Raw genomic sequence first — 14,426 nt, 5'->3', positions numbered from 1 at the left:
GCCGCTCGGCCGGGTCTGAGCGAGGCGGGTCACTCGGCGGGGGATCTGCGGCGGCGCAGGGACTCGTGCGCGGTCGTCATCGCCATCGGGATGATCACGCTGAGCCAGAACTCGCTCCAGCCCCAGGCGTGCCAGGCGACGCCGCCGAGCGCGCCGATCACCACCGAGGCGAGCAGCAGCGACGACCAGTACCGCCGGACGAACCGGACCGGGTCCGGGCGCGGCCGGGACGGCAGCAGCGCGGGCAGCGGGCGGTCGCGGGCGTGCGCCCGCTGCACGACCGTGGCGTCCGGCAGCCAGTGCAGGACGTCGCGGGAGCGGGCCAGCGGCATCCGGGCCAGCTCGATCAGCGCGTCCAGGCGCCACCACAGCGTCCAGAGCGAGATGCGGCCGTCCGGCGGGTAGGCGGTCCAGGACGGCGCGGTCGTCTCGCCGGCGAGCAGGAGCCCGACGGCGCGGCCGAGGAGCGGCCCCGGCGCCCCGCGCGGATCGTGCACCAGCGCGGTCACCGCGAGCGGCAGCCCGTAGTGCCACAGGGCCATCCGCCAGATCGGGGCGGCGGCCGACCCGTGCGGCATGACGTCGTAGGTCTCGATCCAGGTGTGGTCGTCGGCCGCGTCGAGGTGCGCGGCGAGCCAGTCGTAGGCGGCGAGCAGCCGGTCGTCCTCGTGCCCGGGCCGGGCCTCGGCGAGGGTGACCAGCGCGAACGCGGTGTGCGAGACGGTCGGGGCGGCGGCCGGGGTGGTGCCCCAGCCGGGCCGCAGCGCGGTCCGGTCGGCGGTCAGCCACTCCACGCCCCGCTCGACCGCCGGGTCGTAGGGGTTGAGCCGGGTGAGCGCGCGCAGCGCGAGGCAGGTCAGCCAGGTCCGGGACGGCGCGCCGCGCAGCGAGCCCCAGCCGCCGTCCGGGTTCTGGTTGCGCAGCAGCCAGCGGTAGGCGCGGCGCAGGTCCGGGGCGTCGGGCCGCAGGTCGCACCGGGCGATCGCGAGGAACCGGGCGATCCACGCGGTCGCCTCGACGACGGGCATGCCGAGGCTGGTCTTGGTGGACCAGCCGCCATCGCGCAGCGGGTCCGGCGACTCGACCTGCCGGTGCGCGAGGAAGGCCAGGCCCGAGTCGAAGTGCTCGAAGGGGCGTCCGGCGGCGGTGAAGGCGAGCAGCCCGAGCGCGGTGGCCGTCGCGCCGGGCTCCGGCCGGGAGAGCTCGTGGTACCAGCCGCCGCCCGTGCCGTTCGCGGGCGCGTAGGTGTCGCGCAGGACGTCGAGGGAGTCGTTGAGGGTGCGGTGAAGGAGCGCCATGTCGAGCCGGTCGCCGTCCACCCCGGTGTCGGGCGGCCGTTCGGTGCGCTGTCGCTGCTGGTTCAGGGGGATGTTCACAATGAGAGCCTTCTAGGGGGTATGTGCCCGGAAGGACAGGTGCTCTACCGTCCGGGCGCCAGGGTTGTGGCCCTCGCGCGCAGATCACGCACGTTCCGGCGGGCACCTTCCGGGGCGACGGAGGAGGCGGCATGGCGGCGGACCCGGCGGTGCCCGACGAGGACTGCGTGCTGTGCCCGCCCCTGAGGTTCCGGCTGAACACGATCGCCGGACTTCCGGGGCGGGACGCGGTGCTGGCGGAGGACGACGGGTTCTTCCTGATACCCGATCTCGCGCCGCTCGCCGAGGGACATCTGCTGCTCGTCGCGTCCGCGCACCTGCCGTGCGCGGGCGCGCTCGACCCGGATCTCTGGGACCGGGCGATCGCGTGGCGTGACACGGTCGGGCGGCTCTACCGGCGCGCTTACGGAGACTCCGAGCTGCTCCTTCTGGAGCACGGCCCGGCGACCCCGCAGGGCGGCGGGGCCTGTGTCGACCACTTCCACTGGCATCTGCTGCCGGGGGCGTCCGGGGTCCGCGCCGTCCTGATCCGCGATCGGCTGGACGGCGTCCCGGCGAGCCATGCCGTCCTGAGCGGGCGGTTCCGCGCGGGGCGCTCCTACCTCCTCGTCGAGGAGGCGGGCGTCGCGACGGTCCATCCCGGCGACGGCGTGCCGGGCCAGTACCTGCGGCGCGCGACCGCGACGGCGCTCGGCCTGCCGGGGCCGTGGCGCTGGCAGGAGGTGTTCGCGCTGGACGAGAACAGAAGGCGCTTCCTCAGCACCCTGAACACGCTCCGCGCGGCGGCCGGCGACAACGGCCTCGCCGCCTAGCGTCCGCGCGACGTGCGGCGCGCGAGCCACCAGTACAGCTCGGCGGCGGCGAGGCGGTCCCCGAACCCGACGCGCTCGACGCCGTCCTCGTAACCGGACGGGTAGTCCATGGTCAGCTCGCCCCGCCGATGGGCGAGAACGGTCTCCAGCGTGGACGGCCCGAACCGCAGCAGCCAGAGCGGACGCCCCGGAACCAGGGCGTCCAGCACCGGGACGAGCGCACGGGCGCCGTTCGCCGTCACCGGGACGGGCCGTCCGAGCAGCCGCGCCAGCGTCGGGGCCTCGCTGATCACGACGTCGGCGAGGGGCAGCGGCGCGAGCGCCTCCGGCGCGGGGAGCCGCGAGTCCACGTCGTGCGGGACGAGATCGAACAGCACGAGCGTGCGCGCCGCCCGCGCCGCCTCCATCGCGGTGCGCAGCGCGGCCCGCGAGGGCGCGGCGAGCGAGGCGTACCCGTCGCAGCACAGCGCGTCGGCGCGGCGGATCGCGCGGGCCGCGTCCCGCACGTCGGAGGGGGAGAGGCGCCGGTCCGGGGCGTCCCGCTCGGCGACGAGCAGGCGCGCGCCGCGCCCGCCGTCCGGGCCCCGGTCGCTCAGCATGACCGTCACGCCGTTCGCGGTGCCGTGCTCGGCGCGCAGCAGGTCCCGCGCGCCGAGCCGGCGCAGCTCCCGCCGGACGACCGGGGTGAAGTCGTCGTCGCCGATCCGGCCGAGCACCGCGACCCGCCGGAAGTAGCCGACCGCGCACCGCGCCATGTTCATCGCGGTCCCGCCCACCACGGCGCTCGCGGGCGCGTACGCGAGCCGGTCCTCGGCCACCTCGGTGAAGCGGACGTCCGGCAGCGTCGCCCGCACCTCGATCCGGACGTCGCCCATCACCACGACCGAGAAGCGCCGCCGGGCCGCGCCCGAGAGCCCCGGATCGGCGACGGCCGTCCGCACCGCCCCCGGACCGGCGCGGGGACCGGCACGCGGACCGGCGCGCGGCATCAGGGCAGCGCCGGGTACTGGCGCAGGAACTCCCGCAGCACGGGACGCAGGCTCGGGATGAGGTCCAGCGACTCGACCCGGTCGAGCGGCACCCACGCCGACTCGTCCAGGTGGTCGTCCGGCACGCGGTGCGCCAGGCTGACGTCCAGGGTCAGCGGACGGCAGGCGCGGGCGGCGGCCACCACGCGGACCTGCTCGCCCGAACCGTCCGGCATGAACCACTGCCACAGGTGGAACGGCGGGCCCGGATCGACCTTCAGCCCGACCTCCTCCCACACCTCGCGCCGGATGTGGTCGTCCAGGTCGATGTCGCCGGAGACGTTCAGCCGGCCGCCGGGCACCTCCCAGCGGCCGGGGTGGTGCGGGTCGGAGTCGGACTTGCGGACCATCAGCAGCCGGGCGCCGGTCTCGGTGTCGCCGGACACGATGAACGCCTTCTGCGCGAACTCGAGCCGGACCGGCACGCCGGGCGGAGCCGTGGCGGCGGCGGGTGCGGGCATGGCGGGAAACCCCTCGCGACGCGGCCCCGTCGGGCCGTCCTCGTCCAACCGTAACCCCGCGGCCGGGCCGCGGGTCAGCACCGTCCGGGCAGATGCTCCTCACCCCCGCAGGACACCGCGCCGCGACCCGCCGGACACCCCGCGTTCGAGCGGCGGCAACCGGCTTCCGGATGGTGACATAATCGCTACCCAGCGTGATTATGGCCCCGGGGAGAGCGATGCAGCACGGTCCCATGCCACGTCCCACGCCGCGGCAGCGTCTGGGCTACTGGTTCGACAACACGATGTCCCGCGGCACGCCCGCGCTGATCGGCTGGCTGGCGGCGGTCTCGATCGTCCTGGTCGTGGCGATCAGCGCGCTGCTGGTGGTGGTGGACGACGCGCAGCAGGCGACCGCGGGCGCCGCCGCCGCGGAGATCTGGAAGAACACCGTCGAGACCTTCAAGCTCGGCGACGACGCGACCCGGGGCAACTGGCTGTTCCGCACGGGGGTCGTCGGCCTCGCGCTCGCCGGGCTGTTCTTCGCCAGCACCCTGATCAGCCTGCTCACCACCGGCGTGAACAACCGGATCGAGGAGCTGCGCAAGGGCCGCTCGGCGGTGCTGGAGAAGGGCCACACCGTCATCATCGGCTGGTCCGACCAGGTCTTCCCGATGATCTCCGAGCTGGTCGAGGCCAACGCCAACCAGCGCCGCGGCCGCGTCGCGATCCTTGCCGACCGCGACCGCGCCGAGATGGAGGACGAGATCCGCCGGGTCGTCGGCCGGACCGGCCGCACCCGCGTGGTGTGCCGCACCGGCAGCCCCATCGACCCGGCCGACCTCGACATCGTCAGCCCGCAGACGGCCCGGTCGATCATCGTGCTCAGCCCGCCCGGCGGCGCCGCCGACGCGCACGTCACCAAGACGCTGCTCGCCATCACCAACAGCCCCACCCGCCGCCGCGGCCCGTACCACATCGTCGCCTCGGTGAAGGACACCCGGAACCGCGCGGCGGCCCGGCTCGCGGGCGGCGACGAGACCGTCCTGGTCGACTCCGACGACATCGCGGCCCGGCTGATCGTCCAGACCTGCCGCCAGTCCGGCCTGTCGGTGGTCTACCAGGACCTGCTCGACTTCGCCGGGGACGAGATCTACATGCAGCGCGAGCCCGCGCTCGTCGGCCGCACCTTCGGCGAGGCCCTGCACGCCTACCCGGCGTCCGCGGTGATCGGCGTCCACCGGGCGGACGGCCGGGTGGAGGTCCGCCCGCCGATGGACGCGGTGTTCGGGGAGGGCGACGAGGTGATCGCGATCTCCGAGGACGACGACACCGTCGTCACCGCGCCCTGGGACGGCGAGGTCGCCGAGCACGCCATCGCGCCGCCGCCCGCCCGCGCGCCGGGGCCGTCCCGCACCCTGATGCTCGGCTGGAACCGGCGCGCCGCCGGGATCGTCCGGCAGCTCGACGCCTACGTCACCGCCGGCTCCCGCCTCGACGTGGTCGCCGACCACCCGGACGGCAAGACCGAGCTGGACGAGGCGCGGCCCGCGCTGGCGCGGCTGGAGGCGACGTTCACCCTCGGCGACACCGACACCCGCGCGGCGCTGGAGTCCCGCGACATCGCCGGCTACGACCACGTCATCGTCCTCTGCTACGACGAGGACGACGCCCAGTACGCCGACGGCCGCGCGCTGATCACCCTGCTGCACCTGCGCCAGATGCAGGCCGAGAGCGGGCAGCGGTACGCGATCGTCAGCGAGATGAGCGACGACCGGAACCGGCGGCTCGCGCAGGTCACCCGCGCCGACGACTTCATCGTCAGCGACAAGCTGCTCAGCCTGCTCATGGTCCAGCTCTCGGAGAACCGGCACCTGGCCGGGGTGTTCGATCACCTGTTCGATCCGGACGGTGCCGAGATCTACCTCAAGCCCGCGCCCGACTACGTCCGGCCGGGCGTGCCGATGGACTTCCACACCGTCGTCGAGGCCGCCCGCCGCCGGGGCGAGGTCGCGATCGGCTACCGGGTCGGGGCGCAGACCCTCGCGCCGCCGACGTTCGGCGTGGTGCTCAATCCGGACAAGACCCGGCGGCTGACCTTCGCCGAGGACGACCGGATCATCGTCCTGGCCGACGACTGACCGGGAGGCGCTACCGTTTCGTGACCGGATCGCGGGGCGGGGTGGAACAAGGACCTCCCGGAGGGTGTTAGTCTTGGTGGTCGACCGGTCCTGCGCGTCCGTCCTCACGGAGGGAACGCGCCGGACGTTCAAGCGGAGGCCACCTCCCACCTGACCGGCCACTCGGCCGGTGGGTCCCGGTCCGTGAACGGCGCTCCGGCGCCCGTTCCGCGGTCGCCGTCCCCGTAGGACGACGACTCGACCGAAGGTGGCCCCGCATGCGCGTCGTGCGGGGCTTTTCGCATGAGGAGCCCCGGGGTACAACCGGTCGCAAGCTTGCCACGCACGGCTCCTAGGAGGTCCCATCAGCGCCGAACCGCGTATCAACGACCGCATTCGCGTGCCCGAGGTCCGGCTCGTCGGCCCGAACGGCGAACAGGTGGGCATCGTGCCCATCGCCAAGGCCCTTGAACTCGCGCGTGAGTCGGACCTCGACCTGGTCGAGGTGGCGCCCACCGCGCGCCCGCCCGTCGCCAAGCTCATGGACTACGGCAAGTTCAAGTACGAGTCCGCGATGAAGGCGCGTGAGGCGCGGAAGAACCAGGCGCACACGGTCATCAAGGAGATCAAGCTCCGGCCGAAGATCGACCCGCACGACTACGAGACCAAGAAGGGTCACGTGGTGCGGTTCCTCAAGGCCGGGGACAAGGTCAAGGTGACCATCATGTTCCGCGGTCGCGAGCAGTCCCGGCCCGAGCTGGGCTACCGGCTGCTGCAGCGCCTCGCCGAGGACGTCGACGAGCTCGGCTTCGTCGAGTCCCGGCCGAAGCAGGACGGCCGTAACATGATCATGGTTCTCGGTCCGCACAAGAAGAAGGCCGAGGCGAAGGCCGAGGCCAAGGCGGAGCGCGCCGCGCGCGCCGAGGAGCGCGCGCAGGAGCAGGAGTCCGCGCAGGGCTGAGCGCCGCACCCCGGCGGGGCCGCCTCGCGCCCCCGCGTGAGCGGGACGGTGCCTTGCGAGAGCAGGGCGCAGACGCACGTACATTGAGCCTGACCTGGCGTCGCACCGCGCGACCCGTGGTGCCACGCCGATCAGGCGCGCCCCCGTGCCCGAGCACGGGGGTCCGAACGAGAGGGAGACGACGGCGCCATGCCGAAGACCAAGACCCACAGCGGGGCCAAGAAGCGGTTCAAGCTGACCGGCTCCGGCAAGGTGATCCGCCGCCGCGCCAACCGCAACCACCTGCTCGAGCACAAGCCCACCAAGCGGACCCGCCGGCTCGACGGCCCCGCCGTGGTGACGCCCGCCGACGCGAAGAACATCAAGAAGCTGCTGCGCAAGTAAGCAGCCGCCAGACCAGCAGTCCGTACGACCGGCCGGCGCCTGAGCCGCCGGCCCCCACGAAGGAGTCCAACACGTGGCACGCGTGAAGCGGGCGGTCAACGCCGCCAAGAAGCGTCGGGTCGTCCTGGAGCGGTCGAGCGGCTACCGCGGCCAGCGGTCGCGCCTGTACCGCAAGGCCAAGGAGCAGCAGCTCCACTCCATGACCTACGCCTTCCGGGACCGCAAGGACCGCAAGGGCCAGTTCCGCCGGCTGTGGATCCAGCGCATCAACGCCGCCGCCCGCGCGAACGGCATGACCTACAACCGGTTCGTGCAGGGCCTGAAGGCCGCCGAGGTCGAGGTCGACCGGCGCATGCTGGCCGAGCTGGCCGTCAACGACGCCGCCGCGTTCGCGGCGCTCGTCGAGGTCGCCCGGGCCGCCCTGCCCGCCGAGGGCGAGAAGGCTGCCTGAGCGCGGCCCGATCGACGAGCACGGGCACGAGTACCGGCGTGAGCATGGCGGGCCGCGAGCTGACCTCGCTCCGATCACCACGGGTGAAGGCCGCTCGGCGGCTCGCCAAACGCGCGTTCCGGCGCCGCGAGCGCCGGTTCCTCGCCGAGGGCCCGCAGGCCGTCCGCGAGGCGCTCGCCATCCCCGGCGGCCTCGCCGAGCTGTTCACCACGGCCGAGGCCGAGGCCCGGCACCCGGAGCTGATCGCCGCCGCCGAGCAGGCCGGCGCGCCGGTGCTGCGGGTGAGCGGCGAGGTGATGGCCGAGCTCGCGCAGACCGTCACGCCGCAGGGGCTGCTGGCGGTCTGCGGGTTCGTGGACGTGTCGCTCGGCGACGCCCTGGCGGCGGCGCCGAAACTGGTGACCGTCCTCGCGCACGTCCGCGACCCCGGCAACGCGGGAACGGTCCTGCGGACCGCCGACGCCGCCGGGTCCGACTCGGTGGTGTTCACCGACGCGTCGGTGGACCCCTACAACGGCAAGTGCGTCCGGGCGTCCGCAGGCAGCCTGTTCCACCTTCCGGTGGTGACGGGCCCGCGGTTCGAGGGCCTGGCCGCCGACCTGAAGGCGGCCGGGCTGACCGTCCTCGCCGCCGACGGCGCGGGCGACCGCACCCTGGACGAGGCCATCGACGGCGGGCTGCTGGCCCGCCCGACCGCCTGGGTCTTCGGGAACGAGGCGTGGGGCCTGCCCGAGGAGACCCTCCGGCACGCGGACGAGGTGGTCCGCGTCCCGATCTACGGCCGCGCCGAGAGCCTGAACCTGGCCACGGCCGCCGCCGTCTGCCTCTACGCCTCCGCGCGGGCGCAGCGCGCCTGACGCGCCGCCGCGGAGGCCGGCGCCCGCCGCCGCGGAAGTCGGCGTTCGCCGCCCCGCGGAGGCCCGACGTCTGCTTTCACCGAGAACCGCCCGGGATTCCCGTCCGGGACCCTTTCGGGCGTGCCGTGGACGCCCGGGAAACGGTTCGGAAAGAACGAGGGCGCGGGGCTTCCGGTTCGGTGCTGACCGCAACCGGACGCTTCGCGCCGCACGACCGCCGTCCCCCGTCCGGCCTGCGAAGATGGTGCCCGTCCGGACGGCGCGGCGGGGACCGCGCCGGCCGCCCGACGCGGCGGCGGGGGAACGGGCACGGGACCGGCGGTTCCTTCCTCGGGAGGAGGGCCGAACCGGTCCGGCGGGGGATTCACACGCGTCGAACGCTGCCTACGGTGGAGCCGTGGGACGGCGACGACGCCGCGAGATGGGGGATCGAATGACCGACCACAGGGGGACGCCCGCCCGGCGCCCGGCCCGGCGCGCGCCCGAGGTCCGGTGCCGCGTCGGCGTCCCCGCGGCCCGCCCGGCGGTCGCACCGGCCGGCCGCGGCACGCCGTCCCACGGGGTGGCCTGCGCGGACGCCGTCCAGTTCCGGGTCGGCCTCGCCGCCGAGCACGGCACGACCACGGTCGTCGCCGTCTCGGGCGAGATCGACCTGCGCACCGCCGACGAGCTGCGCGTCCGGCTGTCCCGGCTCGCCGGCCTCACCGACGGGCCCGCCTGCGCCGACCTGGTGCTCGACTTCGGCGGCGTCGCGTTCTGCGACGCCAGCGGCGTCGGCGTGCTGGTCTCGGTGCGCAACGCCCTGCTCGCGCGCGGCGGACGGCTGCGGCTCGCCCGCGTCCGCCCGGCGCAGCTGCGGCTGCTGCGGGTCGTGGGCCTGGACGCCCTGTTCCCGATCCACGCCGACGTGGCCGACGCGGTCGCCGCCGCCGAGGCCGCCACCGCCCGGCGCGGCTGACCCGTCCGCGCGACGGCGGCCGGGCGCCGGTCGGCCCCGGCCGACACCGGCCCGAGGGCCACAAAACGCTTGCCGGACGGGGGCTCTCGGGTCCCGCGCCGCCGCCGTCTCCGGATAGAGTCTGTTGTCGTCAGGCCGCGTCCCGTCCGGTGTTCTGGAGGCCGTCCGTGGGTGGAGAGGACTCCCCGACCGCGCGTCGGCGCGTGCCCGGTCCGAGGGCCGAGCACGCCGACCCGCCGGGTCCCGGGGCGCTCGAACCCGACGACCTGCCGGACGGCCTGCTCGTCGCCGGCCCGGACGGCCGGGTCGCGATCTTCAACGCCGCCGCCCGCCGGCTCACCGGGGTCACCGCGGAGGCGGCGATCGGCCGCGACTTCCGCGACGTCCTCCCGCTGCACGACACCGAGGGCCGCGACTGGTGGAAGTGCGCCGCGCCCTACGAGGGCCTGCACACCCGCTCCCGGCACCCGGAGCAGACCCTCTTCCTGCCGGACGGCACCGAGCTGCTGGTCAGCGCCGCCTACCGGCGGGACGCGCGGGGACGGGTCGAGCGGTTCACCGTCACCCTGCGCGACGCCGCCCGCCGCGCCCGCCGCGAGCGCGACCGGGCCGACCTGGTCTCGACCGTCGCGCACGAGCTGCGGTCCCCGCTGACCAGCGTGAAGGGCTTCACCGCGACGCTGCTGTCCAAGTGGCACCGGTTCAACGACGACCAGAAGCTCGTGATGCTGGAGACGGTGAACGCCGACGCCGACCGGGTGACGCGGCTGATCACCGAGCTGCTGGACGTGTCCCGGATCGAGGCCGGGCGGCTGGAGATGCGCCGCCAGGTGGTGGACCTCGCCGAGGAGGTCCGCAAGATCATCGCGGGCCGGGTCGCGGCGGGCGAGCCCGCCGACCGGTTCCGGTTCGAGGTCCGCGGCGAGCTGCCCGAGCTGTGGCTCGATCCCGACAAGATGGATCAGGTGCTCGGCAACCTGGTGGAAAACGCGGTGCGGCACGGCGCTGGTACTGTCACGATCGTGGTGGAGCCGGACGCTCACAAGGAGGGGGCCGCGGTGTCGGTGCGCGACGAGGGCGAGGGCATCCCGCCCGAGGCCGCCCAGCGCGTGTTCCGGCAGTTCTGGCGCGGGCCCGCCTCCGGCCGCCGCGGCGGCACCGGTCTCGGCCTCTACATCGTGAAGGGCCTCGTCGAGGCGCACGGCGGCACGATCACCGTGCGGCGCGCGCCCGGCGGCGGCGCCGAGTTCCGATTTACCGTGCCCGCCGGGGCCCCCGACCACGCCACCGCCTGAGCCCCGCTCAGCGCCACGGCACCGGGCTCCCCGCGCGGGCGGCGCGCACCGCGCACGCATTTTCCGGATCTTCCCTGTCCGCGCACTAGACTGCGGACGTCCCACGCCGACCGGAGTCATCACATCACCATGTCTGCACCCAACAAGTCCTACGACCCCGTCGAGGTGTCCGCGCTGCAACCCGCGGAACTCGACCGGGCCCGCGACGCGGCGCTCGCCGCGATCGCCGACGCCACCGACCTGGACGCGCTCAAGGCCGTCCGGCTGGCGCACGCGGGCGACCGCTCGCCGCTGGCCCTGGCCAACCGGGAGATCGGCGCGCTGCCGCCGCAGGCCAAGGCCGAGGCGGGCAAGCGCGTCGGCGCGGCCCGCGGCGCGGTCGCGCAGGCGCTGAAGAAGCGCCAGGCGGAGCTGGAGGAGGAGCGCGACCAGCGCGTCCTCGTCGAGGAGACCGTCGACGTCACCCTGCCGTGGGACCGCGCGCCGCGCGGCGCCCGGCACCCGCTGACCACCCTCCAGGAGCGGATGGCCGACGTGTTCGTCGCCATGGGCTTCGAGGTCGCCGAGGGGCCGGAGGTCGAGGCGGGCTGGTTCAACTTCGACGCGCTGAACTTCAAGCCCGACCACCCCGCGCGGTCCATGCAGGACACCTTCTTCGTGGAGTCGGAGGAGTCCGACGTGGTGCTGCGCACGCACACCTCGCCGGTGCAGGTCCGCTCCCTGCTGTCGCGCGAGCTGCCGGTCTACGTGGTCGCGCCGGGCCGCACCTTCCGCACCGACGAGCTGGACGCGACGCACGCTCCGGTCTTCCACCAGCTCGAGGGCCTCGCGGTCGACGAGGGCCTGACGATGGCCGACCTGCGCGGCGCGATCGACGCGTTCGTGACCGGCATGTTCGGCGTCGGGCTGAGGACGCGGTTCCGGCCCTCCTACTTCCCGTTCACCGAGCCGTCCGCCGAGGTGGACATGCAGTGCTTCGTGTGCCACGGGACGTCGGCGGAGCCGGGCGGCGAGCCGTGCCGCACCTGCTCGTCCGAGGGCTGGATCGAGCTGGGCGGCTGCGGCATGGTCAACCCGCGCGTGCTGACGGCCTGCGGCGTCGACACCGAGCGGTACAGCGGCTGGGCGTTCGGCCTGGGCGTCGAGCGGACGCTGATGTTCCGGCACGGCGTGGAGGACATGCACGACATGGTGGAGGGCGACGTCCGGTTCACCCTTCCGTTCGGGATGGAGATCTGATGCGGGCCCCGCTTTCCTGGCTGCGCGAGTACGTCGAGCTGCCCGAGGGGATCACCGGCCGCGAGCTGGCCGCGAAGCTGATCGACGCCGGCCTGGAGGTCGAGACCGTCGAGCGGGCGGGCGCGGACGTCGTCGGCCCGCTCGTGGTCGGCGAGGTGCTGACCATCGAGGAGCTGACCGGCTTCAAGAAGCCGATCCGCTACTGCACGGTGAACGTCGGCGACGCGAACGGCACCGGCGAGCCGCAGCGGATCATCTGCGGCGCGACGAACTTCGCGGTCGGCGACCACGTGGTCGTCATCCTGCCGGGCGGCGAGCTGCCCGGCGGCTTCAAGATCGGCGCGCGGAAGACCTACGGGCACCTGTCCGAGGGCATGATCTGCTCGGTCCGCGAGCTGGCGATCGGCGACGACCACGACGGCATCCTGGTGATCCCGCGGGACACCGTCGTCGGGACGGACGCGGTCGAGCTGCTCGGCCTGCGCGACGACGTCCTCGACATCGCCGTCACTCCGGACCGCGGTTACGCGCTGTCGATCCGGGGTGTCGCGCGCGAGGCGGCGACCGCCTACGGCGTCCCGTTCCGCGACCCGGCGGCCGTCGCGCTGCCGGACGGCGCCGGCGAGGCCTACCCGGCCTCGATCGGCGACGCGTCCGGTTGCGACCGGTTCGTCCTGCGGGAGGTGCGCGGGTTCGACCCGTCCGCCCAGACGCCGCTGTGGATGAGGGTGCGGCTGTTCCGCGCCGGGGTCCGCCCGGTCTCGCTGGCCGTGGACGTCACCAACTACGTGATGCTGGAGCTCGGCCAGCCGCTGCACGCCTTCGACCGGGCCAAGCTGAACGGCCCGATCGTGGTGCGGCGCGCGAACCCGGGCGAGCGGCTGGAGACGCTCGACCACGTCGAGCGCAAGCTCGACGCCGAGGACCTGCTGATCACCGACGCGTCCGGGCCGATCTCGATGGCCGGGACGATGGGCGGCCTGGCCACCGAGATCGACGAGAAGTCGTCCGACATGGTGATCGAGGCCGCGCACTTCGACGAGGTCGCGATCGCCCGCATGGCGCGGCGGCACAAGCTGCACAGCGAGGCGTCCTACCGGTTCGAGCGCGGCGTCGACCGCGAGCTGCCGCTGCAGGCGTCGGCGCGCGCGGTGCGGATGCTCGCCGAGCTCGGCGGCGCGGAGATCGTCCCCGGCGTCACGCACGCCGAGGCGCCGGTCGAGCGGCGCACGATCGCGATGGCCGCCGGGCACCCGGCGAAGGTCGCGGGCGTCGCCTACTCGCGCGAGACGGTCGTCCGGCGCTTGGAGCAGGTCGGCTGCTCGGTCGCGGGTGACACGGCGGGCGAGGACGAGCTGACGGTCACGCCGCCGTCCTGGCGTCCGGACCTGAACGACCCGAACGACCTCGCCGAAGAGGTCATCCGGCTGGAGGGGTACGACAACATCCCGTCGCGCGCGCCCCGTCCGGTCGCGGGCCACGGGCTGACCGCCGACCAGCGGCTGCGCCGCCGCATCGGCCGCGCGCTCGCCGGTTCCGGCTACGTGGAGGCGCTGAGCTTCCCGTTCACCTCGGCCAAGGACGCCGACGACCTCCAGCTCCCGGCCGGCGACCCGCGCCGCGCCGCGCTGCGGCTGGCGAACCCGCTGTCGGAGGACGAGCCGCTGCTGCGCACGACGCTGCTGCCGGGCCTGCTGAAGGCCCTGGTCCGCAACGTCGGACGCGGTTTCGGCGACGTCGCGCTGTACGAGATCGGCCGCGTGTTCCGGCCGCGCCCGGACGCGCCGAAGGCCGCGCCGCGGCTGCCGGTGGACCGGGGACCGTCCGCCGAGGAGATCGCCTCGGTCGACGCCGCGCTGCCCGACCAGCCGCTCCGCGTCGCGGCCGTGCTGTCCGGCGAGCGCGTCCCGTCCGGCTGGTGGGGCAAGGGCGAGCCCGCGACCTGGGCGGACGCCGTCGAGGCGGCCCGCGTGGTCGCGCGCGAGGCGGGCGTCGAGCTGTCGGTGAAGGCCGATCAGCACGCGCCCTGGCACCCGGGCCGCTGCGCCGCGCTGTACGCGGGCGACACGCTCGTCGGGCACGCGGGCGAGCTGCACCCGCGCGTGGTGAAGGCGTTCGGGCTGCCGCCGCGCACCTGCGCGATGGAGCTGGAGATCCGCCTTCTCGGCGAGCCGCGCGACGTGCGCGCGCCGCACGTGTCCGGCTACCCGGTCGCGACGCAGGACGTGGCGCTGACGGTGGACGCCTCGGTGCCCGCCGCCGACGTCGCGTCCGCGCTGCGCGACGGCGCCGGCGAGCTGCTGGAGTCGCTGCGCCTGTTCGACGTCTACACCGGCGAGCAGGTCGGCGAGGGCCGCAAGTCCCTGGCCTACACGCTCCGGTTCCGCGCGTCCGACCGGACGCTGACCGCGGAGGAGGCGAGCGAGGCGCGCGACGCGGCCGTCGCCGTCGCCGCGGAACGCACCGGCGCGGTCCTGCGCGGCGCGTAAGCGCAGACGAGAAACG

Annotated in this window: 13 protein-coding genes; 10 read left to right on the top strand and 3 right to left on the bottom strand. The window is 74.6% G+C overall.

The features are described from left to right. Positions 1-29 precede the first annotated feature (29 nt). On the bottom strand, positions 30-1,376 hold the full coding sequence (locus tag ACFPCY_RS40080; RefSeq protein ID WP_378264585.1) for a prenyltransferase/squalene oxidase repeat-containing protein: 1,347 nt from the start codon (positions 1,374-1,376) through the stop codon (positions 30-32). A 131-nt stretch (positions 1,377-1,507) separates the two neighbouring features. On the opposite strand from ACFPCY_RS40080, the gene ACFPCY_RS40075 reads away from it, so the two are divergent. After that, positions 1,508-2,188, top strand: a complete 681-nt coding sequence (locus tag ACFPCY_RS40075; RefSeq protein ID WP_378264583.1) for an HIT family protein — start codon at positions 1,508-1,510, stop codon at positions 2,186-2,188. On the opposite strand, the gene ACFPCY_RS40070 is transcribed toward ACFPCY_RS40075, so the two are convergent. Both ACFPCY_RS40070 and ACFPCY_RS40065 read right to left on the bottom strand, forming a co-directional pair. Continuing rightward, entirely contained in the window at positions 2,185-3,177 is a 993-nt protein-coding gene (locus ACFPCY_RS40070; protein ID WP_378264581.1) for a PfkB family carbohydrate kinase, read from the bottom strand. The genes ACFPCY_RS40075 and ACFPCY_RS40070 overlap by 4 nt on opposite strands. Then, entirely contained in the window at positions 3,177-3,677 is a 501-nt protein-coding gene (locus tag ACFPCY_RS40065; protein ID WP_378264579.1) for an NUDIX domain-containing protein, read from the bottom strand. Before ACFPCY_RS40065 ends, ACFPCY_RS40070 begins: the two co-directional genes overlap by 1 nt. A 233-nt stretch (positions 3,678-3,910) precedes the next feature. Here ACFPCY_RS40065 and ACFPCY_RS40060 point away from each other — a divergent pair, with 233 nt between their 5' ends. The 9 genes from ACFPCY_RS40060 to pheT all read left to right on the top strand — a co-directional run bounded on the left by ACFPCY_RS40060 (position 3,911) and on the right by pheT (position 14,410). After that, on the top strand, positions 3,911-5,797 hold the full coding sequence (locus tag ACFPCY_RS40060) for a CASTOR/POLLUX-related putative ion channel (protein WP_378264577.1): 1,887 nt from the start codon (positions 3,911-3,913) through the stop codon (positions 5,795-5,797). Between the two features lie 343 nt (positions 5,798-6,140). Then, positions 6,141-6,737 carry a translation initiation factor IF-3 gene (infC, locus tag ACFPCY_RS40055; RefSeq protein WP_378264771.1) on the top strand — a complete coding sequence of 199 codons (597 nt, stop codon included), beginning with the start codon at positions 6,141-6,143 and terminating at the stop codon, positions 6,735-6,737. Positions 6,738-6,926: 189 nt separating this feature from the next. Further along, positions 6,927-7,121 carry a 50S ribosomal protein L35 gene (gene rpmI, locus ACFPCY_RS40050; protein ID WP_378264575.1) on the top strand — a complete coding sequence of 65 codons (195 nt, stop codon included), beginning with the start codon at positions 6,927-6,929 and terminating at the stop codon, positions 7,119-7,121. 73 nt (positions 7,122-7,194) lie between these two features. After that, positions 7,195-7,572 carry a 50S ribosomal protein L20 gene (gene rplT, locus ACFPCY_RS40045; RefSeq protein WP_378264573.1) on the top strand — a complete coding sequence of 126 codons (378 nt, stop codon included), beginning with the start codon at positions 7,195-7,197 and terminating at the stop codon, positions 7,570-7,572. 44 nt (positions 7,573-7,616) lie between these two features. After that, on the top strand, positions 7,617-8,429 hold the full coding sequence (locus tag ACFPCY_RS40040) for a TrmH family RNA methyltransferase (protein ID WP_378264769.1): 813 nt from the start codon (positions 7,617-7,619) through the stop codon (positions 8,427-8,429). A 433-nt stretch (positions 8,430-8,862) separates the two neighbouring features. Continuing rightward, a complete protein-coding gene (locus ACFPCY_RS40035; protein WP_378264571.1) occupies positions 8,863-9,387 on the top strand; it encodes an STAS domain-containing protein in 525 nt (174 codons plus the stop codon). Positions 9,388-9,590: 203 nt separating this feature from the next. Continuing rightward, positions 9,591-10,682 (top strand): sensor histidine kinase, encoded by a 1,092-nt coding sequence (locus ACFPCY_RS40030; RefSeq protein WP_378264569.1) that lies wholly within the window; start codon positions 9,591-9,593, stop codon positions 10,680-10,682. 129 nt (positions 10,683-10,811) lie between these two features. Continuing rightward, entirely contained in the window at positions 10,812-11,921 is a 1,110-nt protein-coding gene (gene pheS / locus ACFPCY_RS40025) for a phenylalanine--tRNA ligase subunit alpha (RefSeq protein WP_378264567.1), read from the top strand. Next, on the top strand, positions 11,921-14,410 hold the full coding sequence (gene pheT, locus ACFPCY_RS40020; RefSeq protein WP_378264565.1) for a phenylalanine--tRNA ligase subunit beta: 2,490 nt from the start codon (positions 11,921-11,923) through the stop codon (positions 14,408-14,410). Before pheS ends, pheT begins: the two co-directional genes overlap by 1 nt. Positions 14,411-14,426: the final 16 nt, after the last annotated feature.

The sequence above is a fragment of the Actinomadura gamaensis genome (assembly GCF_042652125.1).
Classification (GTDB): domain Bacteria; phylum Actinomycetota; class Actinomycetes; order Streptosporangiales; family Streptosporangiaceae; genus Spirillospora; species Spirillospora gamaensis.
The sequence above is the reverse complement of the archived record's forward strand: the minus strand, read 5'-3'. Positions and strand labels throughout refer to the sequence as shown.

Coding starts and splice junctions, on each gene's coding strand:
- ACFPCY_RS40075 (WP_378264583.1), top strand. CDS start 1,508: ATGGCGGCGGACCCGGCGGTGCCCGACGAGGACTGCGTGCTGTGCCCG.
- ACFPCY_RS40070 (WP_378264581.1), bottom strand. CDS start 3,177: ATGCCGCGCGCCGGTCCGCGTGCCGGTCCCCGCGCCGGTCCGGGGGCG.
- ACFPCY_RS40065 (WP_378264579.1), bottom strand. CDS start 3,677: ATGCCCGCACCCGCCGCCGCCACGGCTCCGCCCGGCGTGCCGGTCCGG.
- ACFPCY_RS40060 (WP_378264577.1), top strand. CDS start 3,911: ATGCCACGTCCCACGCCGCGGCAGCGTCTGGGCTACTGGTTCGACAAC.
- rpmI (WP_378264575.1), top strand. CDS start 6,927: ATGCCGAAGACCAAGACCCACAGCGGGGCCAAGAAGCGGTTCAAGCTG.
- ACFPCY_RS40040 (WP_378264769.1), top strand. CDS start 7,617: ATGGCGGGCCGCGAGCTGACCTCGCTCCGATCACCACGGGTGAAGGCC.
- ACFPCY_RS40035 (WP_378264571.1), top strand. CDS start 8,863: ATGACCGACCACAGGGGGACGCCCGCCCGGCGCCCGGCCCGGCGCGCG.
- pheS (WP_378264567.1), top strand. CDS start 10,812: ATGTCTGCACCCAACAAGTCCTACGACCCCGTCGAGGTGTCCGCGCTG.
- pheT (WP_378264565.1), top strand. CDS start 11,921: ATGCGGGCCCCGCTTTCCTGGCTGCGCGAGTACGTCGAGCTGCCCGAG.